The following is a 24,576-nucleotide window of genomic DNA, read 5'->3' as shown; positions in this document are numbered from 1 at the left end:
GTTTTCATAACATAACGGGTATTTTTTTTATTAAAAATCACTATCTTTAGTAAAAGCAAATAGCTATTTTTGAATTTAAATTCTATAATAAAAAACAAAATATGCTTCAAAACAAAGTCATTTTAGGCAGCGAAGAATGGTGCTCATTTCCAGAACTAGGAATCCCGACAATTAAAGCTCGTGTAGATTCTGGTGCCAAAACTTCGGCAATGCACGCTTTAAACATAGCGCCTTTTATAAAAAATGATGCTAATTGGGTTAAATTCGACATTAATCCGATTCAGAATAATATCAAAACCATTATTCATTGTGAAGCACCTTTGGTTGACAAGCGAATTGTAAAAAGTTCAAGCGGATTTAGAGAACATCGTTATGTAATCCAAACCAGCTTAAAAATTGGCGATGCCAAATGGCCAATCGAAATGACTCTGACTAATCGTGATTCTATGGGATTTAGAATGCTTTTAGGGCGCGAAGCCATGAGTGGAAGGGTTTTAGTTGATCCTGAACAAAAATATCTTTTAGGACAGCCTACAGCGGAATCTCTAAAAGAATTATACCAAAATTCTGAAAAAGCAAAAACAGGTTTGCGAATTGGCCTTTTAGCCAGCAATCCAGAATTATATAGCAACAAAAGAATCATGGAAGCTGGCGAAATGCGCGGGCACGAAATGCATTTCTTAAATATTAAGGAATGCTACATGAAACTGGACGCTAAAAAACCTGAAATTCATTATAGAGGCGGAAAAATCTTAAACGAGTTTGATGCTATTATTCCGAGAATTCGTCCAAGCATAACTTTTTATGGCTGCGCTTTGACACGTCAGTTTGAAGCTTTAAAAGTTTTTGTACTAAATTCAGCTACAGCCATAACTCAATCTCGAGACAAACTATATTCTTTACAATTATTATTGAACAGCGGAATTGATATACCAACTACAGGGTTTGCCAATTCTCCACTTGATACAGACAACCTTATCAAAATGGTTGGCGGTTCGCCTTTAATTGTAAAATTATTGGAAGGAACACAAGGAAAAGGGGTTGTTTTGGCTGAAACCAAAAAAGCGGCAGAAAGTGTTATTAATGCTTTCAAAAGTTTAAATGCCAACATTTTAGTTCAAGAATTCATCAAAGAAGCAAACGGAAAAGACATTCGCTGTTTTGTAATCGACGGAAAAGTGGTTGCAGCTATTCAGCGTGAAGCTATGCCAGGCGAATTTAGAGCAAACATTCACCTTGGCGGAACGGCATCTGTAATCAAAGTTACAGCCGAAGAGAAAAAGATCGCTATAAAAGCGGCAAAAGCTATGGACTTAAAAGTAGCTGGAGTTGATATTATTCGTTCTTCTAAAGGCCCATTATTACTAGAAGTAAACTCTTCTCCAGGTCTTGAAGGAATTGAAGGTGCAACAAATAAAGATGTGGCAGGAGAAATGATTAGAGCAATTGAGAAGAATTTTAAACTATAATTAAGTTCATTTAAACTTAATATCACATAAATAATTTAGCAGCTTTGTCGAAGGTTAGAGCCAAGGATCTAAGAAACTTTCATAAAAAATAAATCATAAATTTCCGCATTTTTGTCATTTCGACGAAGGAGAAATCTCCGTTAGAAGCTCGACAAAGATTGGCCTTTCGATACGGAGTTACTTGCGGAGATTTCTCCTTCGTCGAAATGACAATGATTATGGTTAATTTGTGTAACATTAAAGTTCCTTAGTCTCTGGTTTAAAACTTTGGCAAAGCTTTTTTATTTAACTTTAAAATAAAAAAAATGACTTTTCCGTATTTAGATATAATCATACGAAGTGTTGCCGTCTATTTCTTCATGACAATTGCTTTACGAATATTCGGCAAAAAAGAACTTTCTCAATTAAATACTGCCGATATTATTCTCATTTTATTAATCAGCAACTCTGTCCAAAATGCAATGGTTGGTCCCGACACCAGTTTAATTGGAGGATTAATCGCCGCTTTGGTTTTGTTTTCAATTAATTTTGCCGTCAAAAAACTAACAAAAAGATTCAAAACTCTTGGCGATTTGCTACTTGACAAACCTGAAATCTTAATTTACGATGGCATATTAGATTTTAAAACATTAAGCAGATTGGATGTTTCGCACGAAGAATTAAAAGAAGCAGCGCGCGAGCACGGTTTAGAACATCTCACAGATATTAAACTTGCCATGCTTGAAATTGACGGAACTATAAGTATAATTTCGAAAGATCAAAAACATCTTAAACAAACACACTACAAACGAAAACACAATCATAAAAATCTTCAAAAACTTTGATTTTACTTCCCGACTTGAATTCTAACCGCGCCTAAACCATCTTTAAAATCATCTGCTTTTTCATATTTCGGAGCTACAATTTCTTTTCCTTCTTTGTCTACAAAACCGTATTTTCCGTCCAATTTCACTACAGCAATTCCATCTTTAAAAGATTCAATCAAATCATATTTTATAGAAGTGATTTCTTTTCCTGTTTTATCAATCAATCCGTATTTATAACCTGATTTCACTTGAATTAATTCATCATTCAAAACCATAAAATCATATTTTACTGGCACGATTTCTTTCCCATCATTATCCAAAACGCCATACTTGTTTTCCTGTTTTACAATTGACGCATTATCTTTAAAATAAAAATTCATATCGTACTTTATAGGAACTACAATTTTCCCTTCCTCACTAATCACCCCAAACTTATTATTCTGTTCTACAGTTGCAAAACCTTCCTTAAAATTCTGAACATGATCATAAATTGGAGGAACAACCTCTTTCCCAATCTGATCTACAATACCAAATTTGCCATTTAGTTTCACAACAGCAAATCGATCTGCAAAGTCAATTATTTCGTCATATTTCGGAGTTATCTCTTCTCCTACTACATCTATAAAACCCCATTTATTATTCAATTTTACAGCCGTTATTTCAGGCGATAAAGTTTTTGCATCATCGTATTTTTTAGTCAACAACACATCGGAAGATTTAATTAAATATTGGGCTTTAGCATTTTTATTGCTTACTACTATCCAATTCTGTTTGTTTACTATTTCATCATAAGCACAACGAATAACTTCTTTTCCGGTTTTATCCACTACACCGCTTTTGCCTTTTAATTGTACGACTGCAAAACCACTTTCAAATGCACTAATACCGTCATATTTACAAGGAACTATTTCTTTTCCTGTCTGATCGACAAAGCCATATTTAAAAGCTTTTTCTTTTGATTGAGCAAAACCAGTTTTTACAATCAGCATTAAAACCAATACAATTATTCTCTTCATTATTTTAAATATTAAACTATTTACAAAAGTCTGCAAAATCGGCTATTCCTATAGCCTCTAAAAGCTTTTATACTTTTACTTTAAAACAAATTAAAACAAAAAAAACCGATTTCAGATTTGAAATCGGTTTTCTATATTAACAAAATGTGATTTACTTTTCACATTTCACAATAATCATTTTATTAAATAAAGACGCTTAGAATAAAATAAACCAAACCTGCTAATAAAGCTGAAATTGGAATAGTTAAGATCCAAGCCCAGATTAAACTTACTGTAACTCCCCATCTAACGGCAGAAACACGTTTTGTTAATCCAACTCCAATAATAGATCCTGTAATCGTATGCGTTGTACTTACTGGAATTTTTAAGTGCTCTGTAAAGTAAAGTGTCAAAGCTCCTGCAGTTTCAGCAGCAACACCTTCAAACGAGCTTACTTTAGTGATTTTAGAACCCATTGTTTTCACAATTTTCCATCCACCACTTAAAGTTCCTGCAGCAATAGCAGAATAACACGCTAACGGAATCCAGCTTGGCATTACACCTTTAATACCTGCATCATCGTTTGGAAGGACAACATCTAACCAAGCATCCATGTGAACTCCTGGGTTTGTATTGATATAAACCGCTACAGCAGCAGCAATGATACCCATTACTTTTTGAGAATCGTTTCCTCCGTGACCTAAACTAAATGCCGCAGAAGATAATAACTGCATTTTCTTTAAAGCAGCATCTGCCTGATGAAGATTTAAACTACTGAATATTAAACAAAATCCACTTACAGTTAAGATAATGAATGCAACTAAGAACCATTTAATATTGTGAGAATCGAATACTACACTCCAGAAATGAGACTCAAAACGAGGTTTTCCGTGTTCTAGAATTTCTTCATAAGAAACCATTTGATAATACACAAAAACAATAGTAGCAATCATTAAAGCTACAGTAAAGATTTTAGGCCCAATTGTTTTACGAGAAGCATTTAGAAGCCAAATCGAAATTAAATAAGAAGCAAGCGCTCCAATTAATGGTGCTAAAACGATAAATGCAATGATAATAAGAACCCCCGAAGGCATTCCACCATCTTTACCAGCCTTATACCAGCTTACAATTTCATACCAGTAGTGAGTTGCTCCATCTTCTCCAACATAACCAGAGAAGCCGTGTACAGCGATAGCATGCGCTACTGCAGCTCCAGCAAAACCTCCAATAAGTGTATGCGAAGAACTTGAAGGAATTCCTAACCACCAAGTCAATAGATTCCAACAGATTGCAGCGATAACTCCAGCCAAAATTACGACTAGGTTAATTTCCATGGTATGCGCTGTTTTAGCAACAGTATCTGCAACACCAAATCCGAAAACCCAATACGCTAGAAAGTTAAAAAATGCTGCCCAGACTACCGCCTGAAAAGGTGTCAAAACCTTTGTTGCAACAACAGTCGCTATAGCATTTGCCGCATCATGAAAACCATTGATGTAATCAAAAATTAAGGCAAGTACTATAATTAATATAAGTATAGTCATAAGATTATAACTTCAGATTGAAAGATTGAATTAAGAATGTTTTACAGAAATAGATTCTAGTATGTTCGCAACACTCTTACATTTGTCTGTTGCTGATTCTAAAACAGATAACACTTCTTTATATTTAATAATATTTTTAGCGTCTGTTTCGTTTTCAAAAATTTCAAAAACTGCTTTGTTATAAACGTTATCAGATTTGTTTTCTAGTTTGTTAATTCTAGCACACGCATCTTTAATAACTTTAAAGTTTTGTAAGTTTCTCAACTCTTTTACTGCACTGTCGATGTTTTGACAAGCTTCAAGGTTGATTTCTGTCATCTTTCTGATAGATTTTGTAATCTTATCAACTTGATACAATCTCATACGGCTAGATGCACCGTGAAGGTAATCTGCAACGTTATCAATTGAAGTAATTAACGTATGAATATCTTCTCTGTCAAACGGAGTAATAAAATTTCTGCTTAACTCTAAGTTAGTCTGACGAGTAATGTCTTCTCCTTTTTGTTCTAATTCGTCAATCTTTTGAAAAAGAATCTCTCTTTCTTTTAATGGTAAATTTACAGCTTCGTGTAAGTTAGAAGCTAATTCAATTAAATTGCTAGAAGCCTCTTCAAAAAGTGGAAAGAATTTCTTGTCTTTCGGCACTAAAAATTGGAAAATACTGTTTATTGACATTGTTTTATTTTTGATAGTGCAAAATTACCTTCAATAACACGTTCCTGTGTTAAGCCATTGTTAACAAATCGTTTTCAATTTGAAAACTCGAAAGGAATAAAACCGTGTTTTCTATGTCATTATGTAAGATTCTATCTTCTTTTACCAAAGGCACAACTTCTCTATAGCTGCTTAAGAACATTTCGATAAAATCACTTGATTTTAGAGGCTCTCTGTAAGCAATCGCCTGAGAAGCATTCAATAATTCGATAGCCAAAATGCGCTCTAAATTATCTAAAATACGTAAGGCTTTTGTTGCTCCGTTTGCTCCCATACTCACGTGATCTTCTTGTCCGTTGCTTGAAACAATGCTATCGATACTCGCTGGAGTTGCCAATTGTTTGTTCTGACTTGCAATACTTGCTGCAGTATATTGCGGAATCATGAAACCTGAATTCAATCCTGGATTATCTACCAAAAATGCAGGAAGATTACGCAAACCAGAAATCAACTGATACGTTCTTCTTTCAGAAATGCTTCCTAATTCTGCCAAAGCAATTGCCATAAAGTCTAAAGCTAATGCTAAAGGCTGTCCATGGAAATTTCCACCAGAAATAATCTGATCGGCTTCTATAAATATATTAGGATTATCGGTTACAGAATTGATTTCTGTTTTGAATACTTTTCGAACATAATCAATCGCATCTTTTGAAGCGCCGTGAACCTGCGGCATACAACGGAAAGAATAAGGATCTTGAACGTGTTTCTTTTCTTGAGCAATAATTTCGCTTCCGTCCAAGAATTCGGTAATTCTCTGCGCCGTTACGATTTGTCCTTTATGCGGACGTATATAATGTATCAATTCGTTGAATGGCTCAATTCTTCCATCAAAACCTTCTAGAGAAATGGTTCCGATTAAATCTGCCAAATACGAATATTTATAAGCTTTAATTAAAATATGAGCTCCGTAAGCACTCATAAACTGAGTTCCATTCAATAAAGCCAAACCTTCTTTTGACTGTAAAACGATTGGTTCCCAATTAAACTGCTTCAAAATTTCAGCAGAAGCCACTTTTTTACCTTCAAACAATACAACTCCTTCTCCAATTAAAGGCAAAGATAAATGTGCCAGCGGCGCTAAATCTCCAGAAGCTCCAAGCGAACCTTGAGTATATATTATTGGAAGAATATCATTATTGTAAAAGTCAACCAAACGCTGTAAAGTGATCAATTGAACTCCTGAATGTCCATAACTTAAAGATTGGATTTTAAGCAACAGCATCATTTTTACAATTTCAGCAGGAACTTCCTCGCCAGTTCCGCAAGAGTGCGATTTTACTAAGTTTTCTTGAAGCTTAGATAAATTCTCATTAGAGATTTTCACACTATATAAAGACCCGAAACCTGTATTGATACCGTAAATTGGTGCCGTATGCGATGCCATTTTCTTATCTAAATAATCGCGGCATTTCTGAACATTTACTTTAGCTTCTTCAGATAATTCAAGTATTTTATTTTGGCTTAAAATTTCTTGTAATGTTTCTAAAGTAATCGTTTCCGAACTTATATAATGGATCTCTCTCATGATGATTGTAAATTTTAAACGCCAAAATTCAACAAATCAATATTAAAAAGCAACATTTTATCACAATAATTAAGATTTCTATAAAAGCTCTTAACATACTTTAAATCGCCATTCAAATCAAAATATCTCATTTTTACCCGTTTTTCATGTCTTTTTAAGCTCGACATCAATCCATTGCAAAGGTTCAATCTATAAAAATTGCTGTTCAAAATATGCCAAAACATCAATTTAACATATTCAATTTTAACAAATACTCAATATTGATTTATAGAGATTTGAATTATTAAAATATTCGTAAAAAAGCTTTTCGGGTTTTTAACTCTTGCAAAAAGCTGTACTTTTGAAAAATCAAAAATGAAAAGTAACAGCATAAAATATCAATCTACAATTATTACAACTCAAACAGGAGTTGCGATTGCTGCTACCATTATTACTACTACAACAACTACTACCCCTTAGGGGTATACATTTTTACATATAATCCTAGGTTACCTATACTTTTTTCTTGAAAGAAGAAAGTTATTGGATACATAAAAAACATTTACAAAGAAAAAAAAGTCGCAGTTTTCAGTTTCAGTTCACAGTTGATAACCTTTGAACCTTTGTCACTCAAAACCTTTGCACCTTATTAAAAAATATCACATAAAATGAAAGTATTAAAATTTGGCGGAACTTCGGTTGCCAATGCTCAAAATATAAAACTCGTTCTCGACATTGTAAACCAAAAAGCAAAACAGGATCAACTCGTTGTTGTAGTTTCAGCACTAAGCAAAGTGACAGATTTACTGCAATTAGCAGCCGCAAAAGCCGCAGCAAACGACGAAAGCTTTAGAGAAGTTGTGGCTGAAATCGAGAAAAAACACCTTGACACACTTAAAGAACTTATTCCGGTAAGCGAGCAAAGCAGTTTGCTGAGTCATGTAAAAAGAATCATCAACCATTTAGAAACTTTATTAGACGGCTGTTTCTTGCTTGGCGAATTATCTCCAAGAACTGCCGATACTATTTTAAGTTTTGGTGAATTGCTTTCTTCATTCATTATTGCTAAAGCCTATGAGCAAATCAGTAAAGATGCAGTTTACAAAGACAGTCGCGAATTAATTAAAACAGATAATAACTTCGGAAAAGCAGTGGTTAACTTCGAAGTTTCAAATAAATTAATTCAGGAATATTTTGGTTCAAATGAAGCAAAAATCAATATCATGCCTGGTTTTATAGCGCAGACTCTTGACGGAATCACTTCGACTTTAGGACGCGGAGGTTCAGATTATACTGCAGCTATTATCGCTGGAGCAATCAATGCTGAACAATTGGAAATCTGGACTGACGTAAACGGAATGTTTACTGCAAACCCAAAAATCGTTAAACAAGCACAGCCAATTGCGAATATCTCTTATCAAGAAGCGATGGAATTGTCGCATTTTGGAGCAAAAGTATTGTATCCACCAACAATTCAGCCAGTTTTAAGAAAAAACATTCCAATTTTAATCAAAAATACTTTTGAGCCAGAAGCTGAAGGGACTTTAATTTCGAATCAGGTTTCATCAAAAGATACTGTTGTAAAAGGAATTAGCCATATTGATCATATTTCGCTTGTAACTCTTGAAGGTCCAGGAATGATTGGAGTTGCAGGTTCATCAAGAAGATTATTCGAAGTATTATCTCAGGAAAAAATCAACGTGATTTTTATTACGCAAGCTTCTTCTGAGCATTCAATTTGTATCGGAATTCTGAATTCTGATGCTGATAATGCCGAAGCTGCGATTAACAGCGCTTTTGAAATCGAAATTTCACAGAACAAAATCGATCCTTGTTATGTAGAAAAAGACCTTTGCATTATTGCTCTAGTGGGTGAAAACATGAAAAATCACCAAGGTTTAAGCGGAAGAATGTTCAGCACTTTAGGAAAAAACAACGTAAACATTCGTGCCATTGCGCAAGGTGCTTCTGAAAGAAATATTTCAACTGTAATTAACGAAAGAGACGTTAAAAAAGCATTGAATACTTTGCACGAGAATTTCTTCGAAGAAAACACAAAACAGCTGAACCTATTTGTAATGGGAGTTGGAAATGTGGGTGAAAAATTCATCGAGCAGATTCATAACCAAAGAAAGTTCTTAAAAGATAATTTAAAGATCAACGTTCGCGTAATTGCTTTGTCAAACTCAAGAAAAATGATTTTTGATGAAGACGGAATTTCTTTAAAAAATTGGGATGCCGTTTTAGCAGAAGGTGAACCGGCAAGTATAGACGGATTCATCAAACGTGCCGAAGAACTGAATTTACGTAACAGTATTTTCGTAGACATCACTGCAAATGCAACGGTTTCTGAAGCTTACGAGAAATTCTTAAAAGAAAGTATTGCGGTTGTAACTTGTAATAAAATTGCTTGTTCTTCTGCCTACGACAATTATAAAAAATTAAAAAGCTTATCTCGCCAATACAACGCTCCTTTCTTATTTGAAACAAATGTTGGTGCGGGATTGCCAATTATTGATACTGTAAAAAATCTGATTGCATCTGGAGATAAAGTGCATAAAATTCAGGCGGTTTTATCTGGAAGTTTGAACTTTATTTTCAACAATTTTGACGAAAATAACTCTTTCCACGATGTGGTCAAAGAAGCTGGGGTTCAAGGTTTCACAGAACCAGATCCAAAAATCGACTTAAGCGGAATCGACGTTGCGCGTAAAATCCTGATTTTAATTCGTGAAAGCGGTTACGAAATGGACATCGACGCCATTGCAAACGAATCGTTCCTGCCTGCAGAATGTTTAGCAACAACAAACAACGAAGATTTCTTTGCTTCGTTAATCAAACATGCATCTCATTTTGATGGCATTTACAAAGAAGCTTTAGCCAAAGATTCAAGATTGAAATACGTAGCGCAATTCGAAAACGGAAAAGCAAGCGTTGGTCTGCAATTCATTCCAAAAGATCATCCTTTCTACAATTTAGAAGGAAAAGATAATATCGTGCTTTTCTACACAGATCGTTACGTAGATCAGCCTTTATTGATCAAAGGAGCCGGAGCAGGAGCTGCTGTAACAGCATCAGGGATTTTTGCAGACGTTATTAGAATAGGAAACGTGTAAAAGATACTAAGATGCTGAGTCGCTGAGATTCTAAGTTTTTTTCTTAACCAAACTTAGAATCTCAGAAACTTAGAATCTCAGAAACTCAAAAAAATAAAAAGTTGCAAAGAAATCTTAGAAACTCAGAATCTTAGCATCTTAGAAACTTTAAAAAGAAATGGAAATAAAATTATTCTGTCCCGCTACAATCGCCAACCTCTCATGCGGATTTGACGTACTCGGTCTTTGCTTAGACAATGCGGGCGATGAAATGATTGTTCGAAAAGTCGATCAAAAAGGAGTTCGAATCACTAAAATTGTCGGTGCTGATTTGCCTTTAGAAACCGAAAAAAACGTTTCTGGAGTTGCGGCTTTGGCAATGCTGGAAACTTTAGACGAATTAGACTTCGGATTCGAAATCGAAATTTATAAAAACATAAAAGCTGGAAGCGGAATCGGAAGCAGTGCTGCAAGTTCTGCTGGAGCGGTTTTCGGAATTAATGAATTATTGGGAAGACCGTATTCTCGTAAAGATTTAGTTCAGTTTGCGATGCAGGGCGAAAAATTAGCCAGCGGAAACGCGCATGCCGACAACGTTGCTCCTGCCCTTTTAGGCGGATTTACTTTGGTAAGAAGTTATGCGCCGCTTGATATTATCAGAATTGACAGTCCAGAGGAATTATACACAACAGTGGTTCATCCGCAAATTGAGTTGAAAACTTCTGATGCTCGTTCGGTTTTAAAACAAAACGTCTCCCTAAAAAGCGCCATCATGCAATGGGGAAATGTGGGCGGATTGGTTGCAGGTCTTTACACCAAAGATTACGAATTAATCGGACGTTCGCTTCATGACGAAATCGTTGAACCTTTAAGAAGTGTTTTGATTCCAGGTTTCGACCAAATCAAACAAACCGCTTACGAAAACGGCGCTTTAGGTTCTGGAATTTCAGGTTCTGGCCCATCGATTTTCGCTTTAAGCAAAGGAAAAAACACCGCCGACCAAATCGCAAAAGCCATGAGCGACGTTTACGAAAAAATGAATTTACCGTATGAAATTCACGTTTCGAAAATTAATCCAGACGGCGTAAGAATTTTGTAGAAAAGTATTAAGTACGAAGAATTAAGTATTAAGACAAAGCTTGTCAGACTGAGCCCTTCGTTCCTCAGGATAAACTCCGTCGAAGTCCACGCAAAGTAAGTCACACCCAGTTTGTCATTTCGAGGAACGAGAAATCTCCACGAGAAGCTCGACAAAGATTGGAATAACGTTGCGGAGTTACTTGCGAAGATTTCTCCTTACGTCGAAATGACAAACTTTGAGGATTTACGTTATGTCAATCCGTTGCGGGGCTTCGACTCCGCTCAGCCTGACAAAAGCAAAACATAATTGAAAATAATAAATTATTGGAATTTGGAATTTTAGTATTGGAATTTACTCTCCAAAAAATCTAAAATCTAAAGTCTAAAATCTAAAATTTAGAAATGAAATACTACAGTTTAAACCATAATGCCCCAAAAGTTTCTTTTCAAGAAGCTGTTATACAAGGATTAGCAACTGACAAAGGATTATATTTCCCAGAAAGCATCACGCCGCTTGATCCTTCTTTTTTTGATAAAATCGAAAGTTTAAGCCACGAAGAAATTGCTTTTGAAGCGATTAAACAATTTGTTGGTGACGAAATCCCAGCAGAAAAGCTAAAAGAAATCATTGCCGAAACTTTAGTTTTTGATTTTCCGGTGGTGAAAGTCGAAGACGGAATCTATTCGTTAGAATTATTCCACGGGCCAACAATGGCGTTTAAAGACGTTGGAGCGCGTTTTATGTCGCGTTGTTTGGGCTATTTCAACAAAGACAAAAAAGACGCTAAAAACACAGTTTTAGTAGCTACTTCTGGAGATACAGGTGGAGCGGTTGCCAGCGGATTTTTAGGCGTTGACGGTGTTGATGTTGTCATTTTATATCCGTCTGGAAAAGTGAGCGATATTCAGGAAAAACAATTGACCACTTTAGGGCAAAATATTAAAGCACTTGAAGTTGACGGTGTTTTTGACGATTGTCAGGATATGGTGAAAAAAGCATTTTTAGATGATACTTTAGCGCATAAAAACCTGACTTCGGCGAACTCGATTAATATTGCGCGCTGGTTACCGCAAATGTTCTATTTCTTCTTTGCTTACAAAGCGTTGAAAAGCCAAAACAAACCTTTAGTTTTCTCTTGCCCAAGCGGAAACTTCGGGAATATCTGCGCCGGAATTATGGCAAAGAAATTAGGTTTGCCAATTGAGCATTTTGTTGCGTCTACAAACGTAAACGACACCGTACCAAGATTCCTAGAAAACGGAAAATACGACCCAAAACCTTCTAAAGCCACAATCTCTAACGCCATGGACGTTGGAAACCCAAGTAACTTTATTAGAATTCAGGAATTGTACAATAATGATTTAAAAGCTTTCGAAAAAGACTTTTCTTCTTATAGCTATACCGATGAAGAAACTCTTGAAGCCCTAAAGAAAATTTATAACACAGACGGTTATATTGCAGAACCGCACGGCGCTGTTGGTTATTTAGGCTTGAAAAAGGAACTAGAAAAACATCCTAATGCAATTGGTATTTTCTTAGAAACGGCACATCCTATTAAATTTTTGGATGTTGTTGAACCTGCTTTGGGAATTACGCTTCCGATTCCTGCTCAAATTGAGAGTGTTATTAATGAAGAGAAGATTAGTGTGAAAATTGGGACTTATGAGGAGTTGAAGGATTTCTTAGGATAAAAAACATATTATAAATGATTAAAGCGAGTAAAAAGTTTTTTACTCGCTTTTTTGTACATAACATTGTAATTACTCTTGAAAATATATCGACTACGGAAACCCGTAAAAATTAGCAATAAAAAATAAATATATTTGAAAAGTATAAAAAAACTAAACAAACCTAAATACTAACTATCTATTTTTTTTATGAATGAGCCAACTATAACTTGGTTTAGTGCCACCAAAAATGCAATCCTGAAATTACAACAAGAATATAGTGTAAATAGAGGCATGATTTTAACTGAAGGAGATTTAGAGTGTCACTTGTTTTCAAAACTTATGCAAGAAGACACTTTGAAAGGATACCATAGTAGCAAAAATGATAGTTACTGGAAAACCAGTAACGGTTCTGATTATAAAACCAGTTATGTACATTCTCAGGTAACTTGGTTTAAACCAGACAAAAAATCAGGCTTTGAAGTTGACTTAACAATTTGTAAGCCAGAATTATTGGAAGTAATTAACATTGAATTATTTGAAGAATACACTAGTAAAGGTTTTGCTTATGATGGCCCATGTATTGCGATTGAAATCAAGTTCATTAGAGATATGCAAAAAGCTCACCAATACGGACAAGAAGATTTTCTAAAGCTTAGAGATAAACTAATACCTGCAAAAATCAAGAATATAAGATTAGAAAATTATAAACTAAGTAATATGGATAATACTGCTTTTATAAGTGTCGTTGGATGCAAGAATAAAGATTTGTTTGATAAAGCTAAACATTATTTAGGAAAACATTTGTTCCAAAAAAACAAACCTCTACCAAACAATTTATTTACATGCCTTTTTTATCAAGACGAAATAATTTGGGATCAAGACGAGTTAATAAGTGCTTATAATTCATATAATACAAACTTATAGAAGTTAGTATACTCATATCTTGGGAATTACGCTTTCGATTCAAAAACAAATTGAAAGTGTTATTCAGTGAGGGAAAAGTAAGTACGAATATTGAGATTTATGATGAGTTGAAAGTTTTATTGATTTAATCAATTATACAAATTTTATATCAGGAAAACTTTGAATTTCAAAAAACTATGGATAAAAAAACTTAATTCAAACACATGATTGTTTTTACTTTAAAAGCAAAAAAATATAACATTTATCTTATTATTGTAAAATAAAAAACAACAAATTACAAAACCAAAGTACACATGGAAAATTTAGAATTTGATGATATAATTTCAGATGATGAAGTAATAGAAATTCCTCATGAAGTTAGGAAAATTAATACTCAAGCTTATGACAAAAGTGTTTCTGATATAGTTCGTATGATTGAAGACGGTGATATAAATCTAAATCCTGAATATCAACGAAATTATATTTGGGATAATAAAAAATCATCTCTTTTAATTGAATCAATAATTCTAAATGTTCCTATTCCTGTAATATATGTATCACAAGAAGAAGATGATTCTTGGACTGTTATTGATGGTTTACAACGACTAAACTCGCTCTATCGTTATTTTCAACGCGATTATAAATTATCTGGTTTAGAAATACTGACAGAATTAAACAAAAGCGATATTAAAACTCTAAACCCGAAAGCGGTGAGAGTATTAAAAAATGGATTACTTCGAATAATAGTTATTTCTCATGACTCACATCCAGAAATAAAATATGATGTGTTCATGAGATTAAATACAGGGGCAGTAAAATTAAATGACCAAGAATTGAGAAATTGCCTTTATAGAGGGTCATTAAATGACAAATTAAAAAATATCGTTGCTAAACCTAATATATTAAAGTTATTCAATCTGGAGTCTCCACATAATAGAATGGCTGATTGTGAACTTATACTTAGATTTTTATCTTTATTAGATAATTATGATAAAACCAATGATCATATAAATAATTATAAGGGAAGAATGAAAAATTTTATTAACGAATATCTTTTAAAATATAAAAATCTTAATGCAGATGCACTAAAAAGATTAGATGATATGATTGAAGATACATCGAAAACAATAATAGAAATCTATACTGTAAATGCATTTAAAAGATTTAATTCTGAAGGACAATATGAATCTACATTAAATAGATCTTTAATGGATATATTATTTATTAGTACAACTGTCCTACCAAGTGACAGATTATTGAAAAATAAAGATAAAATATTTGCTCGTTATAAAGAACTCGTAATTAATGATACTGAATTCCGCAACAGTGTGACAATAGGAACATCAGACACAAAAGTTTTAAATTACAGACTTAATAGATGGATTTCAGAAATAAAGAAAATCATAAATGAATAATTTTGAATCCGTTAACGATTTTAGGGAAGCATTAAAAGAAATTCATATACTAATAGAGAATGCTATTTCTTCTATCGATGATAATCTACAGTATAGAACATTTAACAAATCTTCAATAGTATTACTGTGTGGAAAATTCGAATCCTTTTTAGAATGTTTTCTTGACGAATTTGGCTATTACATATTGAACAACTTCTCAAACAAGAAACTAGAGTCTTACATCAAAAATCATCTTATTGATGTATTAATTAAAGAATTAGAAATAAAAAAAAACAATAACGAAAAAAGAGAAGAGGTTTTGATGAAATTCGTCAAAATCCTTGGAGTAGAAGAAGTTTTATGTAACGAATTTAACCTAGATACCAAATTTAGTTATGGCAAACATGGGCAAAGTGAAGTTACAAAGCTTTTAAAAAAATTTGGATTTAATGAGTTTGCTGATTCTGAAGAAAACAAAATCTTTTATGAAAAATTTAATTCCTTAAATAATATCCGTAATAATATTTTACATCAAGATTCGACCCCTTCTTTAACTCATCAGGATGTAATAAGTTATCAAAATATAATAATAAATTTCGTTGAAAATTTATCTAATGAATCTATAAAAATTATTCAGGAAATGAACAATAATGGTATTGAATCAAACGAACAATTATCTACAGCATAAACTTAAAAATTATTCATACATATTGCTTTCATTACTATTATGGGTTCGTTGGAAAACAAAAAAAAGAGACCTCCATCAAAGGTCTCTTTTCAATTTAATATATCTTAAAAACGTTTATTTCCCATTCAACAACTTCTCCAAATACTCCACTTTATCTTTTTCAGCTTGCACCAAACGTTCGTAAAGTTCAACTACTTTATCTAAAGGATTAAAAGTACAATTGTAATCACCTGTTGTAATAATAGGAATAGTACCGTGATCTTGGAAAGTATTTCCAATAATATTAAAAACCGCTTCTTCTGAAAAGTTTTTAATTGCTTCAACAGAAACTCCAAGGGCTTTTGCAATCTCAATTAATCTTTGCTCGTCAACCGTTTCGCTGTTTTCAATATTCGAAACCATCTGCTGACTTATGCCTAAAGCCAATGCCAGTGCATCCTGCTTCATATCTTTAAGCTCTCTGATACGGCTTATATTTCTGCCGATATGTTTTGGTTTTGTTGCTGTACTCATAATTCAAAGATATTTAAAATTCTTAAACAAAAATAAATTCTTGTAAAAAACAAAAGCATTTTTGTAAGATACTTTTTTCATTATAAAGCAAAAATTCATGATCTGACAGTAAAAATTAAATATATTTGAAAACAGAACTATTCTCAAGTTTATCAAAATTTAAACAAAACAAAACTTTTATGCTTCAGGACTTATTAGACAACTACGGAATCTTTGGTGATGCCTTAGTTACTGATATTCATTATCACAATGGATATGACTTTTTCAATAATACATTTGGGCATCAAACCTTAAAAATATCAATCAGTTGCTTTAACAAAAACAGAAATTACGATCAAGAATTGATAACTATTTACTGTGATGAAGTTAGCCGTTTCATTTATGAAAAATGGGATGGAATGATTTATGAAGCTCTTCTAAAAGAAGAAAACGGAGAATTTATTCTTGATTTCGCTCATGAAAGTTCTCATCCATATTTTATCGTAAAATGTAAAAAAATAACTTATGAAGTAATTGCTCAAAAGTAAGAAAGAGTAAATTTCACAAGCTAGCGCGAGCATCCAATTCGTGAACACAAAGAAATTCAAAAGCCAATCAAAATGAAAAAAAATGTTTATTATGTTTTAGTGCTATTTACAATAAGTTTTTCGAGTATTGCTCAACATTCTTTAAATAGAATTTGGATAACCGATAGTATTTTGCCAATTCCTGAATCGGTATTATTCGACAAAGCAGATCAGATTTTATATACCTCTTTAATGGATGGTTCGCCGGCTGAACGTGACGGAAAAGGAAGCATAGGAAAATTAACTGTCGATGGAAAAATCATTAATCTAAATTGGATATCAGGTTTAAATGCCCCAAAAGGAATGGCAAAATTCAAGAATAAGTTATTTGTAGCCGACCTTACAGAAATTGTAATTATAGATATAAAGCAACAAAAAATACTCAAAAAAATAACCGTTGATGCTGCCAAAATATTAAACGACGTGACTGTAGATAAAAAAGGTGTTGTTTATGTTTCTGACCCAAAAGTGGGTAAGATTTTCAAATTAGAAAATGATATTGCAACTGTTTACTTAGAAAACCTAAACAAACCTAATGGTCTAAAATTTATAGATACCGATTTGTATTTTTTAGACAGTGGATCATTATACAAAACGGATTCTAAAAAGAATAAACAGCTTTTGGCAGAAGGCATGGATGAAAACACAGATGGAATTGAGCCAATAGCAGACAATGCGTTTATTGTGAGCTGCTGGACTGGAGTTATTTATTATGTACATAAAGATGGCTCAAAAGAAATTCTTTCAGATACCAGAAAAGAAGAATATTATTCAGCAGATATTGGTCTCGATAAGGAGAAAAAAATAGTCTATGTCCCTTCTCTTTTCAAAAAAACCATCGCAGCATATTCGCTTAAATAAAACAATAATAAAAGGCTGTATTTCCTTTTTAGATTATCTATTTTAAAAGCCCAATGAATAATTGAACATGTTTATGACTAATAAACTTTAAAATATTATAAAAAAATCTAAATTTTCAATTGCCTCCTGCTTTAGCTGGAGGTTTACTTTTTGAACAAGCTTCGGCTTTAGCCAAAAAACTCAAAAGATTAGGCTAAAGCCATTTTCTAATGTAATTTTGCTTCTCCAGCTAAAGCTGGAGGCAATTCAAATATTTTTCCATTTAAAACTGGAAACCATTTATACTCATAATACGATCAGCTTAACATGATTACAAAAGCAGCATTACAAGACATTCCAGCATTAACAACCTTAATAAACTCAGCATATAGAGGCGAAACTTCTAAAAAAGGCTGGACAACCGAAGCGCATTTACTAGAAGGAAAAAGAACCGACGAACAGGAAATGACAGAAATCTTTCTTGATCCAAAAAATACAATGCTGAAATTTACAGCGAATGACAAGATTATTGGTTCGGTTTTATTGGTGGAAAAAGGGCATCAATTGTATCTTGGAATGCTAACCGTTTCGCCAGAACTTCAAAACAGCGGAATCGGTAAAAAACTTTTGGCTGAAGCCGAAAATCATGCAAAATCTCTAGGATTGTCAAGTATTATTATGACGGTTATTTCGGTACGTGAAGAGCTTGTGGCTTGGTACAAACGTCACGGTTATGTAGATACCGGAAAACGTGAAGCTTTCCCTGAGAGTGAAATTCATACGACAGTTTCTGAAGTTCCTTTGGAGTTTATTTATTTGGAGAAAGTGTTGTAGGGTTATACCACAAAGATTCGCAAAGAATTACGCAGAGATTCGCTAAGTTTTGTTTCATGCATTATATACCCAATCTTGTCATTTCGAGGAACGAGACTCGAGCAATAACGAACAGGCAAAGCAAATCTTCGTAAGTAATTCCGCAACTAGAATCCAATCTTTGTAGAGCTTCTCGCGAAGATTTCTCGTTCCTCGAAATGACAAACTGTATGCAAACTTTGCCTAAAAAACTTTGCTAGATTCCTTTTTTAGACAAACCTTATCTTATATAACTTATATGGTTCAAAATAGTTACAATACGAGCTCTTCAAACAAACGCCAAATTGTTTTCTCTAAATAAAATATTCAATAAATGAACATACAGCTTCTCTCTAAAAAAAACACTAAACCCTCTATTTGGAGTGGCGGATTGACATATGAATATATGATTTATCCAAAAACCGCAATTTACGCCAATAGAGATTTCGCATTTAGAATAAGCAGTGCTACAATAGAACAAACACCTTCAGAATTCACCAAATTTAAAGGCTATCACCGATACTTGGTTATGCTTGATAACGACTTAGATGTTGAGGTAAACAAAGAAAAAAAAGCATACAAGAAGTATGAAATCATGGAATTTAATTCGGATGATGAAGTAACCTCTTTCACCAAAGGCACTGATTTTAATTGGATGGTTTCTGAAAAAATATCCCATCATAAACTGGAAATTGCAAATGGCAATCAGAATTGTAATGCTGAAGTGGTGATTGTATTTTCTTTATATAGAGCAATTATTACCATTAATGAAAAACCATACCATTTAGAACCTTATGATGTATTGGTTATTGAAAATCAAGAAAAGGAAAATGTAAGGCTTCATTTTTCTACTGAATGCCTTTTTGGAATATTGGATTTTTAATCAAGTTTTTTTGCCGCGAAGGCGCGAAGACTCGAAGTTTTTATTTTTAATCTCGCAGAGTCGCAAAGACGCAAAGTTTTTTGATAAAGTTCCCATGCAGTTTGTCATTTCGAGGAACGAGAAATCTTCGTTAGAAACTCTACAAAGATTGGATTATCGCTGCGGAGTTACTTGTGAAGATTTCTCGTTCCTCGAAATGACAAGATTACGTATAACTTTGAGATAAAAACTTTGCGCCTCTGCTCCCGATAGCTATCGGGATTGCGAGATTTTTTACGTAATATTAGACGCACTGCAGTGCGTCTCAACAGAAAAACCTTTGTCACTTTGAATCTTTGCACCTTTGAACCTCAAAAACTAAGAAACTGTTCTCTTTATCTTTGAAAGAAACTCGTGCGAAACACCCAAATATGAAGACAGATTCTTATTATTTATAGAACTTACCTTTTGCGGATAACGCTCTTTAAAATCGAGATAACGCTGTTTTGAGGTTTTATGTAGCACATCTAAAAGCCGCTGCTGAATAGCAACATTCGCCCGTTCGATCATTAAGACATGAAACTTTATGAGTTTGGGAATCATAGCAAACAGATACGCTTTTTGCATTTTACTGATAACTACTATTTCGCTGTCTTCTATGGCTTTAATATTGTATGTCGTCGGTTTCTGATGGTAGAAACTTTCCAAATCGCAAATCCATTCATTTTCGAATGAGAAGAAAATGACAGTTTCAGTTCCGTTTTCGTTTAAAATGTAGGTTTTGAATGATCCTTTCAAAATAAATCCTTCGTAACTGCTGTTTGAGTTCTGGACTTGTAAGAATTGATTCTTTTTAAGTTTAATGCGTTCTGCTTTTGAGACAATAATATCCCATTCTTCATCTGTGAGCGAAATCTTTCGCTCAATGTTTGCTCGTAGTAGGTTGTACATCTTGTGGTTTTTGTGGTTTTTGGTGAGGTCTAAATTTGTTTTTTCAACTCATTATTAATTAAGGGCTTAAATTAATGTAATCGATTACGTAAAAATAAACATAAAATGCATTTTTGTAAATTTAGAAGTGTTAAAAAAACATATTCAGTAGATTTTTTTATAAAAGTTTGAACTTGTTCAACTTTTTTCCTACAAATAATATTGAGTTTTGCGTTGTTAACTTATTAAATAACCAAACTTTAATTATGAATTTAAAATCAACACTTTCAATGTTCGCCGCAGCATTGATTTTCGGATTTACTGCATGTAACTCCGAAGAAATTGCTTCAAACACAGAAGCAAGTATTCAACCAACAAACGAAACAGCGATTGATGCTTCTGCAACCAATCCGACTGCTAAAATCGGAAACTGTGCTGAGGTTCCGGGATGGGCTTCGCAAAACGGGGGCACAACCGGAGGAGGTTCTTCTGCTGAAACCACAGTTACCACTTACGCTCAACTGAAATCGGCTGTAGAAAACACCGCTGTAAAAGTGATTAAGGTTTCAGGAACTATTACTATTACCGCAAGATTGTCATTTCAGGATCAAACCGGAAAAACTATTTATGGCGCAAGCGGTGCAAAATTAGTTTCTACTGACCAAACTAAAGATGGTTCTGGAATTTTCAACATCAAGAGATGCAAAAACATCATCATCAGAAACTTAATTTTTGAAGGCCCTGGTGCTTACGACACTGACGGATGGGATAATGCTGTTCTAGACGAATGTACAAATGTTTGGATAGATCACTGCGAATTTAGAGATGGCGTTGACGGAAACTTCGACATCAAAAACAAATCAGATTATATTTCGGTTACGTACACTAAATTCCATTACCTAAAACCTCCAAAAGCGGGCGGTTCTGGAGGATCAGATGATCATAGATATTCAAATTTAATTGGTTCAAGCGATGGCGCAACTGCTGATCGCGGTAAACTAAGAATCACTTTTGCAAGATGCTGGTGGGCTCCAGGCTGTAGAGAAAGAATGCCTAGAGTTCGTTTTGGACAAGTGCATATTGTAAACAGTTTCTTTAACAGCACCGTGAGCAATAAATGTATTGCAGCAGGATTTGAAGCAAATATTCGCGTAGAAAGCAATGTTTTTGAAGGCGTAAAAAATCCAATCGAATTAATGACTGGTTTTACAGCGGTTACATCAACTGATAATATTTTTACGAGCGTAACAGGAACTCAAGCAGGAAGCGGAACTGCTTTTACTCCGCCATATTCTATTCTAAAATTGGCTAATACTGCGGTTAAAGCTGATATTTCTGCGAATGCAGGACCTACTTTGGGCGGTAATGTTTGTGGTTCTTTCTAAAAAGAATCACCCTTAAAAATAAGTTATTTTCAGTTTTTAAACCACGGATTGCATTTCGATGTAGTTCGTGGTTTTTATTTAACCGCAAAGAGCGCAAAGAATTACGCAAAGTTCGCAAAGCTTTTACACATAGCTTTGCGAACTTTGCGGTTAAAAAACCTTTGTCACTCTGAACCTCTGCCCCTTTGAACCTTCTTAAAGAACTAACTCCTCAAACAAACGCTGAATCGTTTTCTCCAAATCCTGACTCAACCCAGGATGAGGTCTTGAGGTTTGAATTGCCGAACTTCTAATAGCGGTTAACCATCTAAAACGCTCCGGAATTTCAAATTCAGCAATTGGTCCTCCGTCTTTTGCTCCGTTGGCAATTTTTACCAATGAAGTCAGATTGCATTCTAATTGTTCGATGTCGAAATCGGCAGAAAGGGCTTGGATTTTTTCTTTATTTAAGTGAAATAAAACCTTTATAAATTTGGCTTTTTTGCAAAACAAAATGATTCCGATATTCAGGAATTCTTCGCGCTCTACCCTTGGTACAACACGAATCACAGCATATTCGTATAAGTGATTATCTTGCATTTTGAGCCTGATTTACAAATATTTCTGAATTCTCTAATCTTGTCTTTAAAAACTGCAAATAAACGTTTCGCAATCCTTCTGGCGTTTCGTCTGCATCTTCCCATTGCAGCCAGTCTAGCGGAATTGTATTGACAATTTCTTCTAAAATTTCTGAAGTTAAAATCGCTTTAAATTCAGCATCAACTTCTTTTAACATTGAAGCTTGCGGCAATAAAACGTGATCTTTTATCAATGCAAACGGACTTTTAGCATGCTGTTCCCAGTTGTGCCAAGAATGATGAAAATACAAACATGCACCGTGATCGATCAACCATAATTCTTTATGCCAGATCAGCATATTGGTGTTTCTGAAAGTTCTGTCAACATTGGTGATATAAGCGTCCAGCCAAACAATTTGTGAAGCTAATTTTGCATCTACAGTTGTCACCGCAGGATCGAAAGTTATAGCGCCAGATAAAAAGTGAAGTGCTAAGTTTAACCCCTGACTTCCTTGCAGTAAATCCTGAATTTCTTCATCTCCTTCTGTTCTTCCGAAAGCTTCGTCTAGGTTTGCGAATACTAATTCTGGTAATTGCAGTTTTAAGGCTTTTGCGATTTGTCCGCCAACTAATTCGGCGATTAAGGCTTTTACGCCGTGACCGGCACCTCTGAATTTTAATACATATTTAAAGTCGTCATCGGCTTCGGCTAAAGCGGGTAAAGAACCGCCTTCGCGCAGTGGCGTTATATAACGCATGACATTTACTGTTCTTAAGTCGAAATTTTTCATATTACAAACTTACAATTTTTGATTTTAGATTGTAGATTTTAGATTTTTTCTTCTTGTGACGTTTTTTGTAACGCAAAGTTCGCGGAGGTTTACGCAAAGAACGCTAAGTTTTTTTTAAGATTGCTTTGCTTTTTTTAAGTTCACAAGAATTTAATTACATAGTAATGCATTCGGCTTGTCACCATGAGCGAAGTCGAAAGGACACAAGTAGCTGGACAAAGAAACTAAACTTTGAGGAATATCTTTGCGTTCCTTCGACTTCGCTCAGGATGACAAAAATGAGAATAATTCTTTGTGATCTTAAGAAAGCAAACTCAAAAAAAAACTTTATAAACTTTGCGTAAACCTCTGCGAACTTTGCGTTACAATAACTTTTGCCTTAAACTTCTATACTTAAAAAAGCTTTTCCTAAATACTTAATAATCGTAGAGGCTGTAAAAGATTCATAACCTGTTTTAGGTAAGGCTAAATCAGCTGTCAAACCGTGGAGGTAGACGCCCATTTTGGAAGCATACTTTGGTTCGTAACCTTGCGCTAGAAGACTTGTGAGGATTCCGGTTAAGACATCGCCACTTCCTGCGGTTGCGAGTGCAGCATTTCCGCTTGTATTTTCGTAAACTGAGGTTCTGTTGATAATGTATGTCGGTGCGCCTTTCATGACCACAATGACTTTGTATTTTTCTGAAAAAGCAATTGTTTTTTGGAATTTCTCAGCTTCTGAATTCCATTTTCCTATCAAACGTTCTAATTCTTTTGGGTGTGGTGTTAGAATAGTGTCTTCTGGAACCAATTCTAACCATGAAATGTTTTCTGAAATAATATTTAAAGCATCAGCATCCAGAACCAAAGGCGCTTTATTGACTCTTAAAAACTCAAATAACGCTTTTTGCGTTCCAAGCTCCTTCCCTATTCCTGGGCCAATTCCGATAGCTTGCGGAATTAATGGCAGATGGATATTAGTAATAAAATTGGTGTTTTCGTCGGTTACCGTCATTACTTCTGGAATGGAGATTTGAAGGATTTGATAACCGCATTTGGGTATAAAAGTCGTTACGAGTCCGCAACCTGTTTTTAGGCAAGATTTTGAAGCTAGAACGGCTGCTCCTATTTTGCCATAACTTCCTGCAATAATCACCGCATGACCTTGTGTTCCTTTGTGAGTTTGAGGATTTACAGGTTTGTATAATTTCTGAAATTCTTCTTTATTAATTAAATACGGTGATTTCATCTAAACGCTTTTGGTTAGCCTTAATTAGTTTAAACACATAGAATCATAGTTTTACTTTACGAATAAAGGCATTTCACTTGTTTTAATAAACATAGCGAAACTTGAAAAGCATGATTTTATATAAAATTACATAAAAAATTGAAATCATGATTCTTCTAATGAAACTGTTACCCCTAGCCCTGATAGAAG

At 34.1% G+C, this 24,576-nt stretch carries 22 protein-coding genes; 13 read left to right on the top strand and 9 right to left on the bottom strand.

What is annotated here, in order from left to right:
• Positions 1-101: 101 nt before the first annotated feature.
• Complete coding sequence (gene rimK, locus PQ463_RS02645; protein ID WP_111424222.1) at positions 102-1,469, top strand: 30S ribosomal protein S6--L-glutamate ligase; 1,368 nt, start codon at positions 102-104, stop codon at positions 1,467-1,469.
• 305 nt (positions 1,470-1,774) lie between these two features.
• Complete coding sequence (locus tag PQ463_RS02640; RefSeq protein ID WP_274256189.1) at positions 1,775-2,293, top strand: DUF421 domain-containing protein; 519 nt, start codon at positions 1,775-1,777, stop codon at positions 2,291-2,293.
• A gap of 2 nt (positions 2,294-2,295) precedes the next feature.
• Here PQ463_RS02640 and PQ463_RS02635 read toward each other — a convergent pair whose 3' ends face one another.
• The 4 genes from PQ463_RS02635 to hutH form a co-directional block, all read right to left on the bottom strand.
• Positions 2,296-3,291 carry a WG repeat-containing protein gene (locus PQ463_RS02635; protein ID WP_274256188.1) on the bottom strand — a complete coding sequence of 332 codons (996 nt, stop codon included), beginning with the start codon at positions 3,289-3,291 and terminating at the stop codon, positions 2,296-2,298.
• Positions 3,292-3,473: 182 nt separating this feature from the next.
• Positions 3,474-4,814 (bottom strand): inorganic phosphate transporter, encoded by a 1,341-nt coding sequence (locus PQ463_RS02630; RefSeq protein ID WP_274256187.1) that lies wholly within the window; start codon positions 4,812-4,814, stop codon positions 3,474-3,476.
• Between the two features lie 30 nt (positions 4,815-4,844).
• Complete coding sequence (locus tag PQ463_RS02625; RefSeq protein ID WP_008462731.1) at positions 4,845-5,489, bottom strand: DUF47 domain-containing protein; 645 nt, start codon at positions 5,487-5,489, stop codon at positions 4,845-4,847.
• Between the two features lie 49 nt (positions 5,490-5,538).
• Complete coding sequence (gene hutH, locus PQ463_RS02620) at positions 5,539-7,053, bottom strand: histidine ammonia-lyase (protein ID WP_274256186.1); 1,515 nt, start codon at positions 7,051-7,053, stop codon at positions 5,539-5,541.
• 647 nt (positions 7,054-7,700) lie between these two features.
• Between hutH and thrA the strand changes: the two genes are divergently transcribed.
• The 6 genes from thrA to PQ463_RS02590 all read left to right on the top strand — a co-directional run bounded on the left by thrA (position 7,701) and on the right by PQ463_RS02590 (position 15,863).
• Positions 7,701-10,148 (top strand): bifunctional aspartate kinase/homoserine dehydrogenase I, encoded by a 2,448-nt coding sequence (thrA, locus tag PQ463_RS02615; RefSeq protein ID WP_274256185.1) that lies wholly within the window; start codon positions 7,701-7,703, stop codon positions 10,146-10,148.
• 157 nt (positions 10,149-10,305) lie between these two features.
• Complete coding sequence (locus PQ463_RS02610; RefSeq protein ID WP_274256184.1) at positions 10,306-11,226, top strand: homoserine kinase; 921 nt, start codon at positions 10,306-10,308, stop codon at positions 11,224-11,226.
• A 383-nt stretch (positions 11,227-11,609) separates the two neighbouring features.
• Positions 11,610-12,899, top strand: a complete 1,290-nt coding sequence (thrC, locus tag PQ463_RS02605) for a threonine synthase (protein ID WP_274256183.1) — start codon at positions 11,610-11,612, stop codon at positions 12,897-12,899.
• Positions 12,900-13,085: 186 nt separating this feature from the next.
• On the top strand, positions 13,086-13,802 hold the full coding sequence (locus PQ463_RS02600; RefSeq protein ID WP_274256182.1) for a hypothetical protein: 717 nt from the start codon (positions 13,086-13,088) through the stop codon (positions 13,800-13,802).
• 293 nt (positions 13,803-14,095) lie between these two features.
• On the top strand, positions 14,096-15,196 hold the full coding sequence (locus PQ463_RS02595; protein WP_274256181.1) for a DUF262 domain-containing protein: 1,101 nt from the start codon (positions 14,096-14,098) through the stop codon (positions 15,194-15,196).
• Positions 15,189-15,863, top strand: a complete 675-nt coding sequence (locus tag PQ463_RS02590; protein WP_274256180.1) for a HEPN domain-containing protein — start codon at positions 15,189-15,191, stop codon at positions 15,861-15,863. Before PQ463_RS02595 ends, PQ463_RS02590 begins: the two co-directional genes overlap by 8 nt.
• Before the next feature lie 114 nt (positions 15,864-15,977).
• On the opposite strand, the gene PQ463_RS02585 is transcribed toward PQ463_RS02590, so the two are convergent.
• The gene (locus tag PQ463_RS02585) at positions 15,978-16,376 is read right to left on the bottom strand and encodes a helix-turn-helix domain-containing protein (protein WP_274256179.1); all 399 of its coding nucleotides are present in this window, start codon (positions 16,374-16,376) and stop codon (positions 15,978-15,980) included.
• 125 nt (positions 16,377-16,501) lie between these two features.
• Here PQ463_RS02585 and PQ463_RS02580 point away from each other — a divergent pair, with 125 nt between their 5' ends.
• From PQ463_RS02580 to PQ463_RS02565, 4 genes are all read left to right on the top strand, one after another.
• On the top strand, positions 16,502-16,903 hold the full coding sequence (locus PQ463_RS02580; protein ID WP_274256178.1) for a hypothetical protein: 402 nt from the start codon (positions 16,502-16,504) through the stop codon (positions 16,901-16,903).
• Between the two features lie 72 nt (positions 16,904-16,975).
• Positions 16,976-17,803, top strand: coding sequence for an SMP-30/gluconolactonase/LRE family protein (locus PQ463_RS02575; RefSeq protein WP_274256177.1), 828 nt, complete (start codon positions 16,976-16,978; stop codon positions 17,801-17,803).
• A 306-nt stretch (positions 17,804-18,109) separates the two neighbouring features.
• Positions 18,110-18,616 carry a GNAT family N-acetyltransferase gene (locus PQ463_RS02570; RefSeq protein ID WP_274256176.1) on the top strand — a complete coding sequence of 169 codons (507 nt, stop codon included), beginning with the start codon at positions 18,110-18,112 and terminating at the stop codon, positions 18,614-18,616.
• Between the two features lie 352 nt (positions 18,617-18,968).
• Entirely contained in the window at positions 18,969-19,517 is a 549-nt protein-coding gene (locus PQ463_RS02565; RefSeq protein WP_274256175.1) for a HutD family protein, read from the top strand.
• A gap of 357 nt (positions 19,518-19,874) precedes the next feature.
• On the opposite strand, the gene PQ463_RS02560 is transcribed toward PQ463_RS02565, so the two are convergent.
• A complete protein-coding gene (locus PQ463_RS02560; RefSeq protein ID WP_274256174.1) occupies positions 19,875-20,447 on the bottom strand; it encodes a Crp/Fnr family transcriptional regulator in 573 nt (190 codons plus the stop codon).
• 245 nt (positions 20,448-20,692) lie between these two features.
• Here PQ463_RS02560 and PQ463_RS02555 point away from each other — a divergent pair, with 245 nt between their 5' ends.
• Positions 20,693-21,811, top strand: coding sequence for a pectate lyase family protein (locus PQ463_RS02555; protein ID WP_274256173.1), 1,119 nt, complete (start codon positions 20,693-20,695; stop codon positions 21,809-21,811).
• 195 nt (positions 21,812-22,006) lie between these two features.
• Here the strand turns inward: PQ463_RS02555 and PQ463_RS02550 are convergent, their stop codons facing one another.
• The 3 genes from PQ463_RS02550 to PQ463_RS02540 all read right to left on the bottom strand — a co-directional run bounded on the left by PQ463_RS02550 (position 22,007) and on the right by PQ463_RS02540 (position 24,387).
• Positions 22,007-22,390, bottom strand: a complete 384-nt coding sequence (locus tag PQ463_RS02550; protein WP_274256172.1) for a DUF3037 domain-containing protein — start codon at positions 22,388-22,390, stop codon at positions 22,007-22,009.
• Positions 22,380-23,159, bottom strand: a complete 780-nt coding sequence (locus PQ463_RS02545) for a HipA family kinase (RefSeq protein ID WP_274256171.1) — start codon at positions 23,157-23,159, stop codon at positions 22,380-22,382. Before PQ463_RS02545 ends, PQ463_RS02550 begins: the two co-directional genes overlap by 11 nt.
• A gap of 379 nt (positions 23,160-23,538) precedes the next feature.
• On the bottom strand, positions 23,539-24,387 hold the full coding sequence (locus PQ463_RS02540; RefSeq protein ID WP_274256170.1) for an NAD(P)H-hydrate dehydratase: 849 nt from the start codon (positions 24,385-24,387) through the stop codon (positions 23,539-23,541).
• Between the last annotated feature and the right edge of the window lie 189 nt (positions 24,388-24,576).

This window comes from Flavobacterium sp. KACC 22763, assembly GCF_028736155.1.
In the GTDB taxonomy this organism is placed as follows: domain Bacteria; phylum Bacteroidota; class Bacteroidia; order Flavobacteriales; family Flavobacteriaceae; genus Flavobacterium.
This window is presented reverse-complemented; position numbering and strand designations above follow the sequence as displayed.